The organism is Mycobacterium sp. 1245801.1 (genome assembly GCF_001673055.1).
GTDB classification, from domain to species: domain Bacteria; phylum Actinomycetota; class Actinomycetes; order Mycobacteriales; family Mycobacteriaceae; genus Mycobacterium; species Mycobacterium europaeum_A.
The window spans coordinates 1-17,224 of sequence record NZ_LZKY01000257.1 but is presented as its reverse complement, the minus strand read 5'-3'; the positions used below and the strand labels follow the sequence as shown (position 1 = coordinate 17,224).

The following is a 17,224-nucleotide window of genomic DNA, read 5'->3' as shown; positions in this document are numbered from 1 at the left end:
GCTGTCGCCGGCGGAATGGACGGCCGTCGGGGTGGTCTGCCTCAGCCTGGTCGCCCTCGCCCTGGCCGCCGGGCCGGGCCACTTTCGGCACGCCCCGGCCGGGCTCGGCTGGGCGCTGCTGGGGGTGGTGGCCGCGATCTTCCTCGGCGGCGCCGCGGCCGGGCGATTGCCCGACCGCGCGCGAGCCCTCGCGCTGGGGTTGGCCGCCGGAAGCGGCTTCGGCGTCGTCGAGGTGGGTGTGCGGCTGATCGAGGCGATCGATCCCACCAAACGGGCTTTCTACACCAACCCGGCGCTGTACGCGGCGGCCGCCGGCGGGGCCGCGGGTTTCCTGTTGCTCACCTCCGCGTTGCACCGCGGATCGGTGACCACGGCCGTCGCCGGCATGGTGGTCGGCGAAACGCTGGCACCGGCGTTCGTCGGGGTGGTGTGGTTGGGCGACACCGCGCGCGCCGGGTTGGGCTGGCTGGTGATCGCGGGGTTCGCCGTCGCCGTGTCCGCAACGCTGGTGCTGGCGCGGTTCGGGGAGGCACCCCAGCCCGAGCCCGTCGAGGAAGCGGGCTAAGGCCCGGTTCATGCGCCTGAGACGCTGGGGGCCGCACGACCGACGGCGTTTTCGCTCACCGGCGCATAACTGGTGCCGCGTGCGGGGCGCGTCCACAACAACCCGTCCTGTGCGGTGACGCCCGCGGCGATCAGCGCCCGCTTGAGGATCTTGTTGGTCGCGGTCGCGGGCAGCTGATCGTTGATCCGCACGTAGCGCGGCCACGCCTTCGGTGACAGATCCGGCTGCGCGGCAAGGAATTTCGCGAAGGCGTCGGGGCTGAGCTGGGCACCGGGCCGCAGCACCAGGGCGGCCATCACCTGGTCGCCGACCCGGTCGTCGGGAACGGCGTAGACGGCGACCTGGCTGACCTCGGGCAGCCGCGCCAGAATTCGCTCGACCGGCCCGGCGGCCAGGTTCTCCCCGTCCACCCGCATCCAGTCGGCGGTGCGCCCGGCCAGGTAAATCCAGCCGTCGTCGTCGCGATAGGCCAGGTCGCCCGACCAGTACATCCCGTGCCGCATCCGCTCCGCGGTGGCGCCCGGATCGTTGTAGTAGCCGGCGAAGGGCCCCGCCCCCTGGGTGTTGACGAGTTCACCGACGGCCTCGTCGAAATTGGTCAGCGCCCCGTGCGCGTCGAACTTCGCGGGCTCGCATTCCCGCAGTGTCGTCGAGTTGTAGATGCTTACCCCCGGGTACGGCTTGCCGATGGAGCCGGGTGGGGTGCCGTCTTCGCGCACCACGATCACCGCGAATTCACTCGAACCGAAGCTGTCGACGACCCGGCACCCGAAACGCCTTGCGAATTCGGCGATGTCGCGGTCGGTGGCCTCGTTGCCGAAGGCCACCCGCAGGGTGTTGTCGGCGTCGTCGGGGCGCTCGGGCGTGGACAGGATCAGCGCCAGCGGCTTGCCGACGTAGTTCAGGTAGGTGACGCGATAGCGACGGACGTCGTCGAGGAAGCGGGACGGCGAAAACCGCGCCGGCACCATGGTGGCCCCGCTGCCGATGGCGACCGCCCAGCCGGCGGCGACACCGTTGGAGTGAAACAGCGGCATCGACAGGTAGCAGACGTCGTCGGCGGTGACGTCGTACTGGAAGATCAGGCTGGCACCGCACATGATCGCCATGCCGTGGGCGAACCGCACCACCTTGGGGTCACCGCTGGTGCCCGAGGTGAAGATCATCATCAGGGTGTCGGCGGCGGTCACCTCGCGATGCGCAACCAGCGGTGGCGCGGAAGCGACGGCGTCGGCGTAGCGGCCGCCGGTCACATCGATCACCTGAATGCCGTTGAGGCCCAACCCGTTCAGGAGTTCCACGTGCTCCGGGTCGGCGAGCAGTAGCTGGCAGTCGGAGCGCCGGATGTCGGCCAGCAATCCCGGCCCGCGCCGCGTGGTGTTGATCCCGCACAACACGTAGCCGCCCAGCGCGGCCGCGGCCATGGCGCGCAACATGGCCGGGGAATTGCCCAGTACGGCGCCGACATGCAGCGGCCGTGCGGTGTCGGCGAGCGCGATCAGCGCGGCGGCCTCCGCCTCGGCTTCGGCGAGGTGCTCGCGCCAGGTCCAGGTCCGCTCGCCGTGAACCAGCGCCGGGGTGTCGTCGTGGCGACGTTGCCGCAGTAGCTGTTGGACCGTCTCGACCACGGGTTCACTTCCTCTTCGATGTCGTCATCGGGTGGTGAACACCAGCCCCGCGTAGTTGTTTTGGGCCACCTCGTCGCAGTGCCGCCGATAGGTGCCGAAGCCGCCGATGTAGGGCATGAAGACCCGCTTCTTGCCCTCGATGTTGGCGCCCAGGTACCACGACGATGTCGCCCTGGGGAACAGCGTGCGCTCGGCCGCTTGGGCCACGTGTTCGGTCCAGGCGATCGCCGCGTCGTGGCGTGGCACGACCTCGGCCACGCCGAGGCGCCGCGCGGCCCGCACCAGGTCGACCACCCAGTCGACCTGGACCTCGGCGTGCAGCACCATGTTGGCCAGCACCGACGGGCTGCCCGGCCCGCTGATGGTGAACAGGTTGGGCAAACCGGGCACCATCAGGCCGAGGAAGGTGACCGGGCCGTCGGCCCAGATGTCGCGCAGTCGTTGTCCCCGGGGGCCTTTCGGATCGATTCGGGTCAGCGCGCCGGTCATGGCGTCGAAGCCGGTCGCGAAGATCAGCACGTCGCACGGGTAGGTCGTCGCGCTGGTGCGCACGCCCTCGGCGGTGATCGCCTCGATGGGCTCGCGGCGCAGGTTCACCAGCCGAACGTTGTCGCGGTTGAAGGTGGCGTAGTAGCCGTCGTCGGTGCAGATGCGTTTCGTTCCGATCGGGTGATCGACCGGGATGAGATCGGTTGCGACGGTGGGATCGTGGACGATCTCGCGGATCCGCTGCTCGGCGAACGTCCTCGCGATGTCGTTGGCGGCCAGGTCGCTGGTCTGGTCGGGGAAGGTCTTGGCGAACAGCACGCCCCCTTCGCGCCAACGCTGCCACAGCGCTTCGTTGCGCTCGTGCGGTTCGGTGTCGAGGGCGTTCTTGTGGTAGGTGCCGTGCGGGGTGCCCGCCGCCGCGTAGGCCGAGGCCCGGCGGCGCTCGGGATACCGCTCCTGGATTTCTCGCTGCTCCTCGGCCGACCACGGCCGGTTCGGCATCGGGATGGTGTAATTCGCGGATCGCTGGAATACCACCAGGTTTTCGGCGCTGGCGGCGATGATCGGGGCCACCTGGATGCCGGACGATCCGGTGCCGATCAGGCCCACCCGCTTGCCACGCAGCTCCGGGTCTTCGCGCGGCCACGCGGCCGTGAAGTAAACCTGTCCCGAAAAGTCCTCGGCGCCGGGGATATCGGGACGATTCAGCGCCGACAGGCAGCCGGTCGCGCATACCAGGAACTGTGCGGCGTAACTGTCGCCGGTCGCGGTGTCGACGTGCCAGCGGCCCCCGTCGAAGGTGGCACCGATGACGTCGACCCCGAATCGGTAGTGGCGGCGCAGATCGAATCGGTCGGCGACGTGGCGCAGGTAGGCCAGGATCTCCGGCTGGGCGGCGAAGCGTTCGCTCCACTGCCAGCTCCGCTGCAGTTCTTCGTCGAATGAGTAGGAGTAGTCCACGCTTTCGACGTCGCAGCGCGCACCCGGATAGCGGTTCCAGTACCAGGTGCCGCCCACGTCGGGGGCGGCCTCGAGGGCGGTGACCGACAGGCCCGAGGAGGCGACCCGGTGCACGGCGTAGAGCCCGGCGAACCCGGCGCCGATGACGATGACGTCGTCCATGTGCACCTCCGACCTCACCGTCGAGGTCATGCGGGCCGATACTTCAGCAGGGTGATGCCCCCTTCAGGCAGATCGTAGAACACCGGCTGGACCCGCATCCCGATGCGGATGTCGCCCGGGTCGACGTCGACCAACTCGGTGCTGAACTTCGGTCCGGCATCCCATTGCACCACCGCGAGCAGCTGCGGGAGCGCGTCGGCCCATGGTGGGCCGGTGGGCCGGCGGGCGATCGTGAACGTGTATAGCGTTGCGGCACCGTCGATTTCGCGCCATTCCAGGTCGTCGGCCAGGGTTCCGGGGGCCAGGGTGCGCGGATAGAACACGTAGCGCCGTGCCGACGGCGAGTACTGCACCAGGATCCGGTGCTGGGCCAGGCCGTCCCAGAAGGGCTGCGAGACGGGTGTGGGCTCGGGGATGGGCCGGCTCATCTTCAGTCCCCCCGCAGGAGCAGCGCGACCTGTTCGCTCATGATGCCGCCGTTGCCGGTGACGAACGCGGTGTGGCAGTCGGGTACCTGCGCGTCGCCGGCCCGGCCCATGATCTGGCGCGCGCCGTCGACCACGTGGTGCATGCCGCCGGCCATGCCGGCCTGCCCGAAGGACAGCTGGCCGCCGGCGGTGTTGAGCGGGAAGTCGCCGCGGTAGGTCAGGTCGTGCTCGTTGACCCACGACATGCCTTGGCCTTTCGCGCAGAATCCGGCGTCCTCGAGGCTCATCAGCACCGTGATGGTGTAGCAGTCGTAGATCGACGCGATGTCGACGTCGGATCGGTCGAGCCCGGCCATCGCAAAGGCCCGGTCGGCGGCGCGCGCGATCGGGGTGGACAGCAGGTCCTCGGCGTAGGTCGGGGTCTTGAAGGCGATGTGTTCGCCAAAGCCCTTGATCCACACCGGGCGGTGGCGGCCGCGGCGGGCGAGGTCGGCGTTGGCGATCAGCACGCCCACTCCCCCGTGCACCCGCATCACCGTCTCCAGCATGTGAATGGGGTCGGCGATCATCGGGCTGTCCAGCACGTCGCCGACCGTGATGGGGGTGCCGTGAAAAACCGCGCCGGGGTGCGCGCACGCGTTGGTGCGCTGGTCGACGGCGATCTTGGCGACCGCGGCGGGGTCGTAGCCGAATTCGGCCGCGTAGCGCTGAGCGATCTGTGCGTACGGCGCGTTCTGGCCCACGTTGCCGTAGGGGATCTCGAACTCGGCCTGCGGCGAGCCGTAGTTGTTCGACGATGCCCCATACCAATTCGGGCCGGGCGCAGGTCGCCGCTCGGACCGCGGCACCGCCGCCGACCCGGGCACCACGGCCAGCACCGCCTCGCAGATGCCGAGTTCGACGGCCGCCGCGGCGCGCCAGATCATCCCGGCGGACGTCGCCCCGCCTAGATCGACTCGCTCGCCGAAATCTAGTGCGAGGCCTAGGTATTCGCACAGCGTGGCCGGCGCGAACATGGCCGATTCGGCGATGCCGTGGGTCAGCAGGCCGTTGACACGGCCGGGATCCACCCCGGCGTCCTCGATCGCCAGCTTGGCCAGCACCGCGTACTGGTCCAGGGTGAACAGCGGCGCCCGGGTGGGGCGGCGCTGCGCCGGCAACTCCGCGATGCCGACGATGGCGGCCTCACCGCGCAGCCCGGTCACGGCTCGGTTCTCCGGATCGGCAACTCGACCGTGGCCATGCCGGGCATCAGGATCGTGTCGTCGCGGCGCCCGGCGATGACGAGATCGACCAGCCCAGTCCCGGTGTCGCTCAGCCGTTTACCGGTGACCTCGCCGCCGAAGCTCAGCGATTCGCCGGGATACGCGATCGCCCGGTTCTGCACCGAAAAGGACACCAGCCGGCCGCGTCCGCCGATCCAGTCGCCGAGGGCGCGGGCCAGCAGCGCCGCCTGCAGCGGGCCGTGCACCAGGACGTTGTCGTAGCCCTCGGTGTCGCGCGCCCACTGTTTGTCGTAGTGAATGCGGTGGCCGTTGTAGGTGGCGGCGGAAAAGAAGAACATCTGCGTTTCGTCGACGGTGACGGTCAGCGCGGGAATGTGTTCGCCCACGGCGATGTCGTCGAAAAACGGTTGCTGATCGGTCATGGCGCACCGGGGCCTTTCTACGGGCGGGCGATCATCGAGGTCGACGCTTCGGCCAGCAGGTCGCGATCCTGGTTGCGGTACACCGTGTGCCAGGTGACGAGGACGAATCTGCCGGAGCGGCCCTGTTTTTCGACGATCGAGGAGATGGTGCGCACCATTTCGATCTCGTCGCGGTGATAGGCGGGCAGGTGGAACGTGAAGCTCTCGCCGCCGGCCATCCGCTTGGGGGCGCGCGGGAACGCCAGGCTGCCGGAGACCGCGCCGGACGACCCGTCGGGACGCAGCGACTGCAGCGGCGAGACGCCGAGGATGGCGTACTGCAGGAACAACGGAGGGCAGATGATGTCGCGGTATCCGTTGGCCCGGGCGTAATCCGGGTCGAAATACAGCGGGTTGTGGTCGCCGACCGCCGCCGCCCAACGCTGCCAGTCGCGCCGGTTCACCTCACCGGTCGCCGACGCCGCGACGGTGCCCACCCGCGCCGCCGATTCCGCATCGATCAAACTGTCCTCGCTCAACCGCACTCCCCTTCGTCGTCCATGCTGCGCTGCAGCCAGCCCGCGGCGACGTCGGCCCCGCCGCCGAATGTCGAACCCAGCCTGGCCCGCTCGCTGAACAGATGCAGGTCGGTCTCGGTGACGTAGCCCATGCCGCCGTGCAATTGGTGGGCGTCCAGCGTGATCAGCCGCGCCGCGGTGGCCGCGTGCATGCGCGCGATGGCCGTCTCACGGCTCGCGACGCGTCCGCGCCCCAGCCAGAACACCGCCGCGTGCGCGGCCAGTCGCGCGGCCGCCAGGGCGATGTGCATGTCGGCGACGAGATGCTGGGCGGCCTGAAACGACGCGATGGGCCGGCCGAATTGGTGGCGCAGCTTGGTGTAGTCGACGGTGCGCTCCAGCACGGCCTGTCCGACGCCCACCAGGTCGAGTGATCCCAGCGCCACGGCGGTGTTGGCCAGCCGGCGCAGCGATGCCGCGGTGATCCCGTCGAGCGCCGCGTCGGCCCGCACGTCGTCGAAGCGCACGGTGAATGCGCGGACGCCGCCGGCCATGTCGAGCGGTTCGACGCCGACACCACCGGCCCGGACGTCGACGACGAAGGCCAGCGTGCGCGCGGCGGCCGCGGCGGACACCACTAGGACATCGGCGACGTCGGCATCGAGGACGTAGTCCGCGGTTCCGGTGAGCCGCCAGCGGTGCGCGTCGGGATCGGCGCGCAGCACCGGGGTGACGACGGCGGCGTCGCGGGCGTTGTGCAGCGCGGTGGTGCCCCGCACGCTCCCGGACGCCAGCGGCGGCAGCCAGCGCGCCTTGAGTTCCGGGCAGCCGAGTTGGTCGACGGCCAGCGCGGCGAGCACGCTGCTGTGCACCGTCGTCGGGCACAGGGCGCGGCCGGCCTCGGTGGAGAAGACGGCCAGATCGTCGAGGGAGCCGCCGGCCCCGCCGTACTCCTCGCCGATGGCGAGGCCGAAGACGCCCGCGTCGGCCAGCGCCTTCCACAGCGCCGGGGTGCTGCGCTCGGCGCCGGGTTCGCCGAGCGCGCGCACCAGCGTGATCGGGTTTTCGGCGGCCAGCAGCGCGCGCAGCGCCGCGGCGAACGCGCGCTGCTCGGCGGTGGGGATCGTCTTCATCGGTGCTGCGCGAGGCCCAAAGTCAGCGTCCGTAGGACGGCATCGCGTGCCCGCGCTGCGCGATGATGTCGCGCAGCACCTCGTTGGTACCGCCGCCGAAGCGCATCAGCGGGGCGGCCCGGTAAAGCCGCTCGAATTTGCCGGCCAGCGGGGCCTGTTGGCTGCGATGCGCCAACAGGCCGTCCGGGCCGAGGAGGTCGAGCGCCAGGTCGGCGATGCGCTGGCGCAGCTCGCTGGTGAACACCTTCTCGACGCTCACTTCGACGGTGGGGATGACGCCGCTGTCGAGGATGGACGCCGCCTCGTAGCCCATCAGGGTGGCCACCGCGACGTCGGCCGCCGCCTGCGCCAGGCGGCGGCGCAGCGACGGATCGTCGGCGGGCACGGTGCCGTCGCGGCGCGGGCTGCCCGCCAGCTCGCGCAACTCCTCGACGGCGCGACGCAAGTCGCCGGCGTTGGTCAGCGCGCCGCGTTCGAGATCGAGCGCGCCGGTGATGTAGGTCCAGCCGTGATTGACCTCGCCGATCAGATTGGTGGCCGGCACTCGCACGTCACGGAACCCCACCTCGTTGGTGCGGTATCCCGACCAGGCGTAGAGCGGGCGGATTTCGACGCCCGGGCTGTCAATCGGCACGATGATGACCGAGATGCCCCGATGCCGGGCGGCGCCGGGATCGGTGCGGACACAGAGCCATTCGTGTGTCGCGCGCTGGGCGCCGCTGTTCCAGATCTTGGTGCCGTTGATCACCCATTCGTCGCCGTCACGGGTGGCGCTGGTCCGCAGGGCCGCCAGGTCGGTCCCCGCCTCGGGCTCGGAATAGCCGACGGCGCAGATCATTTCGCCGCGGGCGATCGGGGGCAGCCACTCGGTCTTGTTGCGCTCCGTACCGTGCCGCATGATCATCGGCGCCACAGACGTCACCGTCAGGTCCGGGCCGGGCACTCCCCAATATTCGAATTCGCTCATCAGCAGGTGCAGGTGCATCGCGCCCAGCCCCAGACCGCCGTACTCACGCGGCCAGTTCAGCCCGAACCAGCCCCGCTCGCCGATCTTGCGCCGGAACCGGGCGACCTCGCCCCGGGGATATTCCAGGTCGTGCTCGGCGAGCTCGGCCCGCAATTGCGGGGTCACGTTCTCGCGCAGGAATTCGCGAATCTCGGTGAGCCAGGCGCGCTGCCCCGCGTCGAGTTCGAAATCCATTCCGGCGCCTGTGCCCTTCTGCCAGCCTTACACCAAGCAGCGCCAGCGTAACGCCACGGCGAGAATGCGCCCGGGATTTCGCCGTAGCGTTACGCTGGGCGGCCCCCCGCCGCTCGACGGCCCCGCTGTAAACGCGCTGTCAAACTCCCGTTAAAACACATCGGCGCTCTCGCGGATACGCGGGCGGGCTGCGAAGATTCTCGGATCGGCTGGTCGACGCGGACCAGGGACGCCGCCCAGTTCCGGCCTGAGGGAGAAGTCATGCCCACTGTTGAGATGCGCCTCCGCGAAGACCTGCGCAACTACGCCGTCGAATTGCGGCAGCTCGCGTACACGCTGCCAATGGGCGTGGGCGAGCACGGTCTGCTGCAACTGTCCGACCGCATGCGAGCCGCGGCCGACCAGATGGTCCGCAAGGGCGCCTGAACAGGCGCGCTCAGCCGCCGCGGAGGCGGATCTTCCAGCGCACGAACCCCAGGTACACGGCGCTGATCGCGAACAGCATGCCGACGTCGAACCACCACGTCGCCGGGGTGTGCCGCCAATGCGAATCCTTCGGGGTCAGCGGGCCGGGCACCAGTTTGGTCAGGTCGGCGGTCGACGCCGACGCCGCGAAGCCCCACCGCGCCGGCGTCGCCCACGACATCTGATCCAGCCCGATGCGCGCGGTCACCGGAATCATCCCACCGGAGAACACCAGCTGCGACATGACCGCCACCACCAGCAGCGGCATGATCTGCTCGTTGGACTTGGCCACGGCCGACAGGGCCAGCCCGAGCATCGCCGACGCGACGCACGTCAGCGCGACGTCGGCGAACAACTCAAGGCCCGGCTTGCCCAGCGCCACGGCGCCCTGCGTCGGGGCGCCCTTGCCGAGCACCGCGATGACGCTGACGATCGCCGACTGGACGATCGCGAAGACGGTGTACACGCAGACCTTGGCCAACAGGTACGCCGACGTGGACAGCCCGACCGCCTGTTCGCGCAGGAAGATGGCGCGTTCACCGATGAGGTCGCGGATGGTCAGGGCGGTCCCCATGAACACCGCGCCGACGTTGAGCAGGACCAGGATCTGGCCGGGCTCGTTGGGGGCGGCGCCCATCGGGTTCGGGATGCCGAACCCGACGTCGCCGGGCACCGACATGGACAACGACCCCATGATGAACGGCAGCAGCGCGAGGAAGACGAAATACCCGCGGTCGGAGACGATCAGCCGCATCTGGCGCCGGGCGATGGTGGAGAACTGCCGGACCAGGCTGGTGTGCGCGGGATCGCCCAGTTCGGCCGGTTTCTCCGCGGGCGGTGGGGCCGGTGGCGGGCCCGTGCGGGCCAGATAGCGGGCGCGGGAGCCGTCGGGGTCGCTGGCGACGGTGCTGAAGATGTCGGCCCAGTTGGTGGTGCCCATGGCGGGACCGATCTGGCTGGGCGGCCCGCAGAACGCCGTCTTGCCGCCGGGGGCCAGCAGCAGCACCTGATCGCAGACGTCCAAGTAGGTCAGGGAGTGGGTGACCACCAGCACGACGCGCCCGGCGTCGGCCAGCTGCCGCAGCATGGTCATCACCTGCCGGTCCAGCGCCGGGTCCAGGCCGGAGGTCGGCTCGTCGAGGATCAGCAGCGAGGGCCCGGTGAGCAACTCCAGCGCCACCGACGCGCGCTTGCGCTGTCCTCCGGACAGCCTGTCTACCCGGGTGTGCAGGTGCTGGGTCATCTCGAGTTCTTCGAGCACGCGGGCCACCACCTGGGCACGGTCGTCCTTGGTGGTGTCCGGCGGCAGCCGCAGTTCGGCGGCGTACATCAGCGCCTGCTGCACGGTCAGCTGCCCGTGCACCACGTCGTCCTGGGGCACCATCCCGATCCTGCTGCGCAACGAGGCGTACTCCGCGTGGATGTTGTGGCCCTCGAACGACACGGTTCCGGTCGTCGGGTGCGTGTATCCAGCGACCAAGCGGGCGAAGGTGGACTTGCCGGCGCCGGAGGGTCCGATGATCGCCGTCAGCGTGCCGGGAAGGGCGGTCAGCGAGATGTTGTCGAGCAGCGTCTTGTTGTTCTCGATCGTCCAGGTCACGCCGCGCACGTCGAGGCCGCCGCCGCGCGTCGCGGTGGCGGCCTGGTCGCGGCGGGCCAGGTTGCCGCCGTGAAAGACCAGGTCGATGTTGCCGATCGTGACCACGTCGCCGTCGTGCAGCACGGCCGAATCGACCCGGACGCCGTTGACGAAGGTGCCGTTGATGCTGCGGTTGTCCTGGATCTCGGTGCCGGAAGGCGTCGGGATCAGGGTGGCGTGGTGGCGCGAGGCCAGGACCTCGGGGATGACGATGTCGTTGTCGTTCGCGCGTCCGATCTTGATCGCGCCCGGCACGTCCGGCCCGGCCCTGCCCGGCCGCAGGATTTTCATCATCGACGTCGCGAGGATCGACGAGTCGCCGCCGATGCGGCCCGTTGCGGGCGCCGCCGGCTGCGCCGTGGTCGGCGGCGCCGCGTGCGCCGACGGTGACCGGTAGATCTGCGGCGCGGGCTGGGATCCGCTGGGCGGCGCGCTCGGGAGGCCGCCGGTCGGGTATCGCGGCTGCGCGGCGGTGGGCGGATGAACGGGGTGGCGGAACGAGGCCGATGCCGGCTGCTGGCTCTGCGCAGCACGCGCCAGCGGTTCGCTGGGGTTGCCGACGATCGGTATCGACGTGGTCAGGGGCGGCCGCCCGGCCGAACCCTGATGACGGCCGACCTCGAAGGTCAGCGCCGGGCCGTCCGGGTTGCCGACGTTGACCCGCAGGCCGTCCTGGATGTCGACGACCGGGACGCGGCTGTTGTGCACATAAAGGCCGTTGAGGCTGCCGTTGTCGATGGCGATCCAGCGGCCCTGCTCGTATCGCACGATCAGGTGGTTGCGGGAGATCAGGGGGTGGGCGACGCGGACGTCCGCGCGCAGGTCACGCCCGATCACGACGTCGTTACCCGGCGCGAAGGTGCGCTCGGCTCCCTCGTACCGCACGGTCAGCGCGGGCGGTGCTGGTGGGCTCATCGAGACCAACTGTAATGGCAGCGGCGGGGCTTATCCGCCGGGTTCACCGGCGGGCACCGTTTCGCACCCGCTCCCGGCGAGCGCGACCCTGCGGACCCACCGCAGCGAGAGATCGCAGACGACGGACGAACCGGCTTGCGGCGCAATTACTTTCGTAGCCTTCAACCCGCTACCGCGGCGTTGCGCAGGCTGCGCACGCTGGGAATCTTGGTGCGGGCGGCGGTGACGTCCTTGACGAAATCGCCGATGTACTTGAGGGCCCGCCGGCCCTCGGGCAAGACGTCGGCCGCTATCGGGAAGTCGTGAATCTGTCCATCCCACAGGTGCAGATCGCAGTGGATTCCGCTGGCTTCCAGGCGTTTCGCCATCAATTCGGCGTCGGCGAGCAACAACTCGTCCGAGCTGGCGTGAATGGTGACCGGCGGCATCGAGGACAGGTCGGCGTCCACCGGCGACGCGACGGTGTTGTCACCCCGGCCTTCCAAAACCTGTGCCTTGCTGAGGTATTGAGCGAACATCGAGAACGCCCGGCGGGTGAACATCGAGCACTTGCGCGCGTTACGGTGCTTGAGCTTGCGCACCGGGTCCGCGTCGGTGAACGGCGAGATGGTCGCCACGCCGGCCGGCTCCATGATGTCGTCACTGATCGCCAGCAGGGTGGTCATGAACGCCAGGTAGCCGCCGGCCGAGTCGCCGGCCACCACGATCTGGTCGCCGTCGAAGCCGCGATCCTGCAGCCAGCGCAGGCCGCTGATCCCGTCGTCGATGGCATCGGTGATCTGGTGGGTGGGCAGCTTCCGGTAGGCGACGGTCAACACGGCGGCATCGGCCGCCTTCGACAGGCGGGCCACCATCGAGCGATGCGTGTTGAGGCCGCAGGTGAGGAAGGCGCCCCCGTGCAAATACAGGATCGCCCGCTCCCCCGATACGCCGGGCGCGCGAACCCATTCGGCGGCGCAGTTGTCCAGCCGAACCGAGTCGATCTTTGCGCCGGACCCGATGCGCGGGACCAGCCCCGCGACGCCGTCGACGTACTCGAACGGCCAGCGCAGGTTGGGCGTCATGGCCCACGCGCGAACGGTGTTCTTGATGATCAGGCGGCTGGCGAGCCCTACTGCGACCGACTGCGGGCTGTGGCGGTGATGCACGCGCCGCGTGATCGCCACGCTCGGCAGTATGTGGGCCGGCTCGGTTGTACTCACCATTGGGTTTCAACCTCCTAAGTGGAGGGCGGGTACCCGCCGCCGCGCCAGATTAATTGCAGAAGAACAGACGACAATTGTCGGGTACGTCACGTTTGCTGTGCCAGGAGATGGGTACCACTGCGCTAACTCTTGCGCGGTTCTCGCGCGGGCTCGATCCGGCCGGACCGGCTGTTGCCCGGCCCATCGCATGGCCGAAGATATGACCGATGACACACGCGAAGCTCCCCGAGCCGTTGCTGGCCGACCGGGTCGCGGTCGTTACGGGCGGCGCGGGAGGTATCGGCGCGGCGACCTCGCGACTGTTCGCCGCAAACGGTGCGCAGGTGATCATCGCCGACATCGACGCCGACCTGGCCGGCGCGACGGCCGCCTCGATCAGCGAATCCGGCGGCTCGGCCCTGGCGGTCGGCACCGACGTTCGTGATCCCGATCAGGTAACTCGCTTGGCCCGGGCGGTCCACGATCGGTTCGGCCGGGTCGATGTGCTGGTCAACAACGTGGGGCACTGGCTGCGGCACCCCGGCAGCTTCGCCGGCACCGACCCGCAGCTGTGGGATGACCTCTACCGAATCAACCTGCACCACGTGTTCCTGGTCAGCCGTGCGTTCCTGCCGGCCATGGTTGAGCGGCACACGGGTGCGATCGTGAACGTCTCGTCGGTCGAGGGGCTGCGTGGCTATCCCGAGGATCCGGTTTATGCCGCTTTCAAGGCCGCCGTCATCGCATTCACCCGCAGCCTGGCCGTCCAGGTCGGCAACGACGGGGTGCGGGTCAACGCGATCGCCCCCGACGTCACCGAGTCCCTACAAGTGCCGTATTCGCAATGGCTTACGGCCGAGGAGCAGGCGCAGTGGCCACAGTGGGTGCCGGTCGGGCGGATGGGCCAGCCCGAGGATCAGGCCCGGGCGATCCTGTTCCTGGCCTCGGACCTCTCGGCGTTCGTCACCGGCCACACCATCCCCACCGACGGCGGCACCGGCGCGGCCGGCGGATGGTTCCGCTCGGCGCGCCGCCCCGGCCGCCAGTGGACCAATCGGCCCATCGCGCCATGATCAGGCCCGTGATCAGGCATAGCCCAGCGCGGCGTTCTCCGCGCGGATGCGCACGCGCAGCACCGCGGCGTTGGCCGCGCTGAACACGATCGCGGTCAGCCACACCGAATGCACCAGCGGCAGCGCGGCCACCTCGGCGGCGACCGCGGCGTAGTTGGGGTGACGCATCCAGCGGTACGGCCCGACGGAAACCAACGGCGCATCACCGATGACGATCAGCCTCGGATTCCAGCGCTTGCCGAGCACGCTGACGCAGCGCCAGCGGACGGCCGTGCTGAACGCGACGACGGCCAGCATCGGCCAACCCAGCCACCAGATGAACGGCCGGCTCAGGCTCCAGGTTTCGACGACGCACGAAATCAGCAGCAGGGCATGCATGCTGACCATCGCCGGGTAGTGGTCGCGCCCGAACTCTTTGCCGCCGTGCGACATTGACCACCTGGCGTTTCGCCCGGCGATCATCAACTCGACGAGACGTTCGGCGCCGATGGCCAGAATGAAAAGGTAGTAGTACATCGCGTTGCCCCCCGTCACCACTGCAGCAGCAGCAGCTCGAAGCAGAAGCCTGGGCCCATCGCCAGCATCACGCCGAAGGCGCCGTCGCGCGGCGGCGGGGCAACCGTGCGGCGCAGCACGTCCAGCACGGAGACCGACGATACGTTCCCGTTCTCCCGCATGGAGTTTCGACTGTGAGCCAGCGCGTCGGCCGGCAGGCCGAGCGCGTTCTCGATCGATTCGAGGACCTTTGGACCCCCGGGATGACAGACCCACGCCGAGATGTCGGCGACCGTCAGCCCGTGGCCGGCCAGGAACGCGTCGACCTCGTCGCGCAGGTAGTCGTCGGCCATTTTCGGGACCTCGCGCGACATCACCAGCTGAAACCCGCTCGAACCGACGTTCCAGCCCATCACGTCAACGGAATCCGGGATGACCCGGCTGCGGGTCGCCAGGATGTGCGGACCGGTAGCGCTGTCCGCCAACGGAATTCGGTCTCCCCCAGCCACGACGACCGCGGCGGCGCCGTCGCCGAACAGCGAGACACCGATGAGGGCGGGAATCGAGGTGTCGTCGCGCTGCAAAGTGAGCGAGCACAATTCGACCGACAGCAGCACCGCCACGTGGCCGGGGTAACCATGCAAGTAGTCGTGCACCCGCGCCATGCCGGCGGCGCCGGCTACGCAGCCGAGCCCGAACAGCGGGACGCGCTTGACGTCGGGCCGCAGCCCGATTCGCGTCATCAGTCGTGCGTCGATGGTGGGCACGGCTATTCCGGTGCTGGAGACCACCACGATGCAGTCGACCTCGTGAGCGGCCACGCCGGCGTCCTCGAGCGCCGAATTGACCGCCCGCTCACCGAGATTGACGGCGACTTCGAGGTAGGCGTCGTTGGCCTCGGTGAATCCGCTCAGGCGCGGATACTGCGCCAGCGGCAGCGCGAGGCTGCGCTGGTCGACGCCGGCGGTCTGGGCGAAGCGCACGAATGCCGGATCGGTGAACTCGGTGAGTTCGCGCGCCACCTCGTCCTGGTTGTAGCGGTGCGGCGTGAAAGCCACCGCGGTACCGGCGATCCGGGGAGCGCCGCACCCTCGGCCCGCGTCCCGATGCGGGGAAGTGAAATACGTTGTTGTAGTCATGCCTATGCGGACGACGCCCACCCCGCATATGGTTCACCGGATCGGTGCCGGGGTGCGGTGAACCACAGCGCGACATCGCCCGTAACCAGGAGACGATCAGGTTGGCGCGGGCCGGAATCGCGCTTGATCGTCGATGATCGTGACCGGGATGCCGTTGAGCACCCCGTTGCCGGAGGGCTCGTCGATGAACGTCGGCGGGGAGAGCACATTGGTGTTCGCGCCGGGTGAGTTGTTGGCCACCGACATCCGGGTGCCCGGCTTGCCGTGCCCCCAGCCATGCGGCATCGAGACGACACCGGGCTTGATGGAGTCCGTGACCTCGACGGGCACCGTGATCTCACCGGCCGCCGATTTCACCGTCACGATGTCGCTGTCGGCGATGCCGCACCGGGCCGCGTCGTCGGGATGGATCAGCAACGTGCACCGGTCCTTTCCCTTCATCAGCGCCGGCACGTTGTGTAGCCAGGTGTTGTTCGATCGCAGGTGGCGGCGACTCACCAGGACGAGCGGTTCGGCGGGCCGCTGCATGCGGGCGGCCAGCCGCGGCAGGTCGTCGAGCAGGTATTGCGGGGCGAGACGGATCTTCTTGTCGGAGGTGGCGAGCAGGTCGGGCAGCTGCGGCACCATGGGTCCGAAGTCGATTCCGTTTGGGTTGGCCTTGAGCATGTCCAGCGTGAGTCCGCCCGGATTCTTGCCGTACTGGTCGCCGAACGGCCCCGTTCGCAGGGTGAGGTCCAGCATTCGCTCGGGTCCCCCGTGCTCGTAGAGCTTGCGGATCTGCGCTCCGTCGAGCCCGCGGGTGAAGGCCAGGTAGTCGAAGAAGCCGTCGTCGATCGCAGCGACGTCCACGTCCTCGGCCGGGGTGCCGGTACACAGGCCGGTCAGCCGGATCAAGATCTCCCACTCGTGCGGGCGATCACCCGGATCGAACACCGGGGCCGAATAATTCGCGATGCTGTGGATGGCGAAGAGCAGGATCAGATCGTCGTGGTGCGGCTGCTCGAGCGGGGACAGCCCGGGCAGGAGCACGTCGGCGTGCCGCGTCGTCTCGTTCAGCCAAAGATCAACGGAGATCATCGCTTCCAGCATCGGCAGCACTTCGTCGAGCTTGTCGCCGGCGGGGGTGGACAACACCGGATTGCCCGCCACCGTGATCAGCGCCTTGAGTTGCCCATCGCCCGGTGTGGCGATCTCCTCGGCCATGCACGACACCGGTGCCTGACCGAGCACCTCCTTGGCGCCGCGCACCCGGGTGTGCCAGCGACCGAATTCCGGTGCGCCGTCTTCCAATCCGGGCAGCGGTGCGGTGGTGATGGACCAGGCCGCCGGAGCGGGGAACATCGCCCCGCCCGGGGTGTCGAAATGGCCGGTGAGGATGTTGATGACGTCGACCAGCCAGCTGGCGAGGCTGCCGAACTCCTGGTTGCACAGGCCGATTCGGCCGTAGACCACCGATCTCTCCGTACCCGCGAGCTCGCGGGCCAGCCGGCGGATGCGGTCCTCACCGATGCCCGTGACGGCACTGACCCGCTCCGGCGGCCACTCCGCCGCGGCCGCCCGCATGGTGTCGACACCGTCGACATGGGGACCGGGATTGATCAGC

The 17,224-nt window shown here is 69.3% G+C and carries 15 protein-coding genes and 1 pseudogene; 3 read left to right on the top strand and 13 right to left on the bottom strand.

The genetic code is table 11. The annotated features are described in order from the left end of the window. Nucleotides 1-565 (top strand): annotated as a pseudogene (locus A5622_RS16610) (hypothetical protein); the annotation flags it as partial. Between the two features lie 8 nt (nt 566-573). On the opposite strand, the gene fadD1 reads toward A5622_RS16610, so the two are convergent. From fadD1 to A5622_RS16570, 8 genes are read right to left on the bottom strand one after another with little or no spacing between them, the layout of a single operon-like run. Further along, nucleotides 574-2,193, bottom strand: coding sequence for a fatty-acid--CoA ligase FadD1 (gene fadD1, locus A5622_RS16605; RefSeq protein ID WP_066880051.1), 1,620 nt, complete (start codon nt 2,191-2,193; stop codon nt 574-576). A gap of 24 nt (nt 2,194-2,217) precedes the next feature. Beyond that, the gene (locus A5622_RS16600; RefSeq protein ID WP_066880050.1) at nt 2,218-3,834 is read right to left on the bottom strand and encodes an NAD(P)/FAD-dependent oxidoreductase; all 1,617 of its coding nucleotides are present in this window, start codon (nt 3,832-3,834) and stop codon (nt 2,218-2,220) included. Further along, nucleotides 3,831-4,232: a Zn-ribbon domain-containing OB-fold protein gene (locus A5622_RS16595; RefSeq protein ID WP_066880048.1), complete on the bottom strand. Its 402-nt coding sequence runs from the start codon at nt 4,230-4,232 to the stop codon at nt 3,831-3,833. The genes A5622_RS16600 and A5622_RS16595 overlap by 4 nt, the downstream gene beginning before the upstream one ends. Nucleotides 4,233-4,234: 2 nt before the next feature. Further along, a complete protein-coding gene (locus A5622_RS16590; RefSeq protein ID WP_066880046.1) occupies nt 4,235-5,437 on the bottom strand; it encodes a thiolase family protein in 1,203 nt (400 codons plus the stop codon). After that, entirely contained in the window at nt 5,434-5,880 is a 447-nt protein-coding gene (locus A5622_RS16585; protein WP_066866468.1) for a MaoC/PaaZ C-terminal domain-containing protein, read from the bottom strand. Before A5622_RS16585 ends, A5622_RS16590 begins: the two co-directional genes overlap by 4 nt. A gap of 17 nt (nt 5,881-5,897) precedes the next feature. After that, a complete protein-coding gene (locus A5622_RS16580) occupies nt 5,898-6,398 on the bottom strand; it encodes a MaoC family dehydratase N-terminal domain-containing protein (RefSeq protein ID WP_066880057.1) in 501 nt (166 codons plus the stop codon). Further along, nucleotides 6,395-7,510: an acyl-CoA dehydrogenase family protein gene (locus A5622_RS16575; protein WP_066880044.1), complete on the bottom strand. Its 1,116-nt coding sequence runs from the start codon at nt 7,508-7,510 to the stop codon at nt 6,395-6,397. Before A5622_RS16575 ends, A5622_RS16580 begins: the two co-directional genes overlap by 4 nt. Nucleotides 7,511-7,532: 22 nt before the next feature. Next, the gene (locus A5622_RS16570) at nt 7,533-8,711 is read right to left on the bottom strand and encodes an acyl-CoA dehydrogenase family protein (protein WP_066880042.1); all 1,179 of its coding nucleotides are present in this window, start codon (nt 8,709-8,711) and stop codon (nt 7,533-7,535) included. Between the two features lie 261 nt (nt 8,712-8,972). Between A5622_RS16570 and A5622_RS29750 the strand changes: the two genes are divergently transcribed. Beyond that, nucleotides 8,973-9,137, top strand: coding sequence for a hypothetical protein (locus A5622_RS29750; RefSeq protein WP_165827963.1), 165 nt, complete (start codon nt 8,973-8,975; stop codon nt 9,135-9,137). Between the two features lie 10 nt (nt 9,138-9,147). On the opposite strand, the gene A5622_RS16565 is transcribed toward A5622_RS29750, so the two are convergent. Further along, entirely contained in the window at nt 9,148-11,730 is a 2,583-nt protein-coding gene (locus A5622_RS16565; RefSeq protein WP_197508032.1) for an ATP-binding cassette domain-containing protein, read from the bottom strand. A gap of 161 nt (nt 11,731-11,891) precedes the next feature. Continuing rightward, nucleotides 11,892-12,935, bottom strand: a complete 1,044-nt coding sequence (locus A5622_RS16560) for an alpha/beta hydrolase (RefSeq protein WP_082972047.1) — start codon at nt 12,933-12,935, stop codon at nt 11,892-11,894. Nucleotides 12,936-13,141: 206 nt separating this feature from the next. Here A5622_RS16560 and A5622_RS16555 point away from each other — a divergent pair, with 206 nt between their 5' ends. Then, nucleotides 13,142-13,987 (top strand): SDR family NAD(P)-dependent oxidoreductase, encoded by an 846-nt coding sequence (locus A5622_RS16555; RefSeq protein WP_066880038.1) that lies wholly within the window; start codon nt 13,142-13,144, stop codon nt 13,985-13,987. 12 nt (nt 13,988-13,999) lie between these two features. Here the strand turns inward: A5622_RS16555 and A5622_RS16550 are convergent, their stop codons facing one another. From A5622_RS16550 to A5622_RS16540, 3 genes are all read right to left on the bottom strand, one after another. Further along, nucleotides 14,000-14,503, bottom strand: coding sequence for an isoprenylcysteine carboxyl methyltransferase family protein (locus A5622_RS16550; protein ID WP_066880055.1), 504 nt, complete (start codon nt 14,501-14,503; stop codon nt 14,000-14,002). A gap of 14 nt (nt 14,504-14,517) precedes the next feature. Then, nucleotides 14,518-15,621 (bottom strand): 3-oxoacyl-[acyl-carrier-protein] synthase III C-terminal domain-containing protein, encoded by a 1,104-nt coding sequence (locus A5622_RS16545; protein WP_082994607.1) that lies wholly within the window; start codon nt 15,619-15,621, stop codon nt 14,518-14,520. A gap of 96 nt (nt 15,622-15,717) precedes the next feature. Beyond that, on the bottom strand, nt 15,718-17,224 hold a 1,507-nt coding region (locus A5622_RS16540), incomplete at its 5' end, for a molybdopterin dinucleotide binding domain-containing protein (protein WP_066880036.1).

Excerpts from the sequence above, each read along its gene's own strand:
- A5622_RS16600 (WP_066880050.1), bottom strand. The coding sequence starts at position 3,834 with ATGACCTCGACGGTGAGGTCGGAGGTGCACATGGACGACGTCATCGTC.
- A5622_RS16595 (WP_066880048.1), bottom strand. The coding sequence starts at position 4,232 with ATGAGCCGGCCCATCCCCGAGCCCACACCCGTCTCGCAGCCCTTCTGG.
- A5622_RS16585 (WP_066866468.1), bottom strand. The coding sequence starts at position 5,880 with ATGACCGATCAGCAACCGTTTTTCGACGACATCGCCGTGGGCGAACAC.
- A5622_RS16575 (WP_066880044.1), bottom strand. The coding sequence starts at position 7,510 with ATGAAGACGATCCCCACCGCCGAGCAGCGCGCGTTCGCCGCGGCGCTG.
- A5622_RS16570 (WP_066880042.1), bottom strand. The coding sequence starts at position 8,711 with ATGGATTTCGAACTCGACGCGGGGCAGCGCGCCTGGCTCACCGAGATT.
- A5622_RS29750 (WP_165827963.1), top strand. The coding sequence starts at position 8,973 with ATGCCCACTGTTGAGATGCGCCTCCGCGAAGACCTGCGCAACTACGCC.
- A5622_RS16565 (WP_197508032.1), bottom strand. The coding sequence starts at position 11,730 with ATGAGCCCACCAGCACCGCCCGCGCTGACCGTGCGGTACGAGGGAGCC.
- A5622_RS16560 (WP_082972047.1), bottom strand. The coding sequence starts at position 12,935 with ATGGTGAGTACAACCGAGCCGGCCCACATACTGCCGAGCGTGGCGATC.
- A5622_RS16555 (WP_066880038.1), top strand. The coding sequence starts at position 13,142 with ATGACACACGCGAAGCTCCCCGAGCCGTTGCTGGCCGACCGGGTCGCG.
- A5622_RS16550 (WP_066880055.1), bottom strand. The coding sequence starts at position 14,503 with ATGTACTACTACCTTTTCATTCTGGCCATCGGCGCCGAACGTCTCGTC.
- A5622_RS16545 (WP_082994607.1), bottom strand. The coding sequence starts at position 15,621 with ATGACTACAACAACGTATTTCACTTCCCCGCATCGGGACGCGGGCCGA.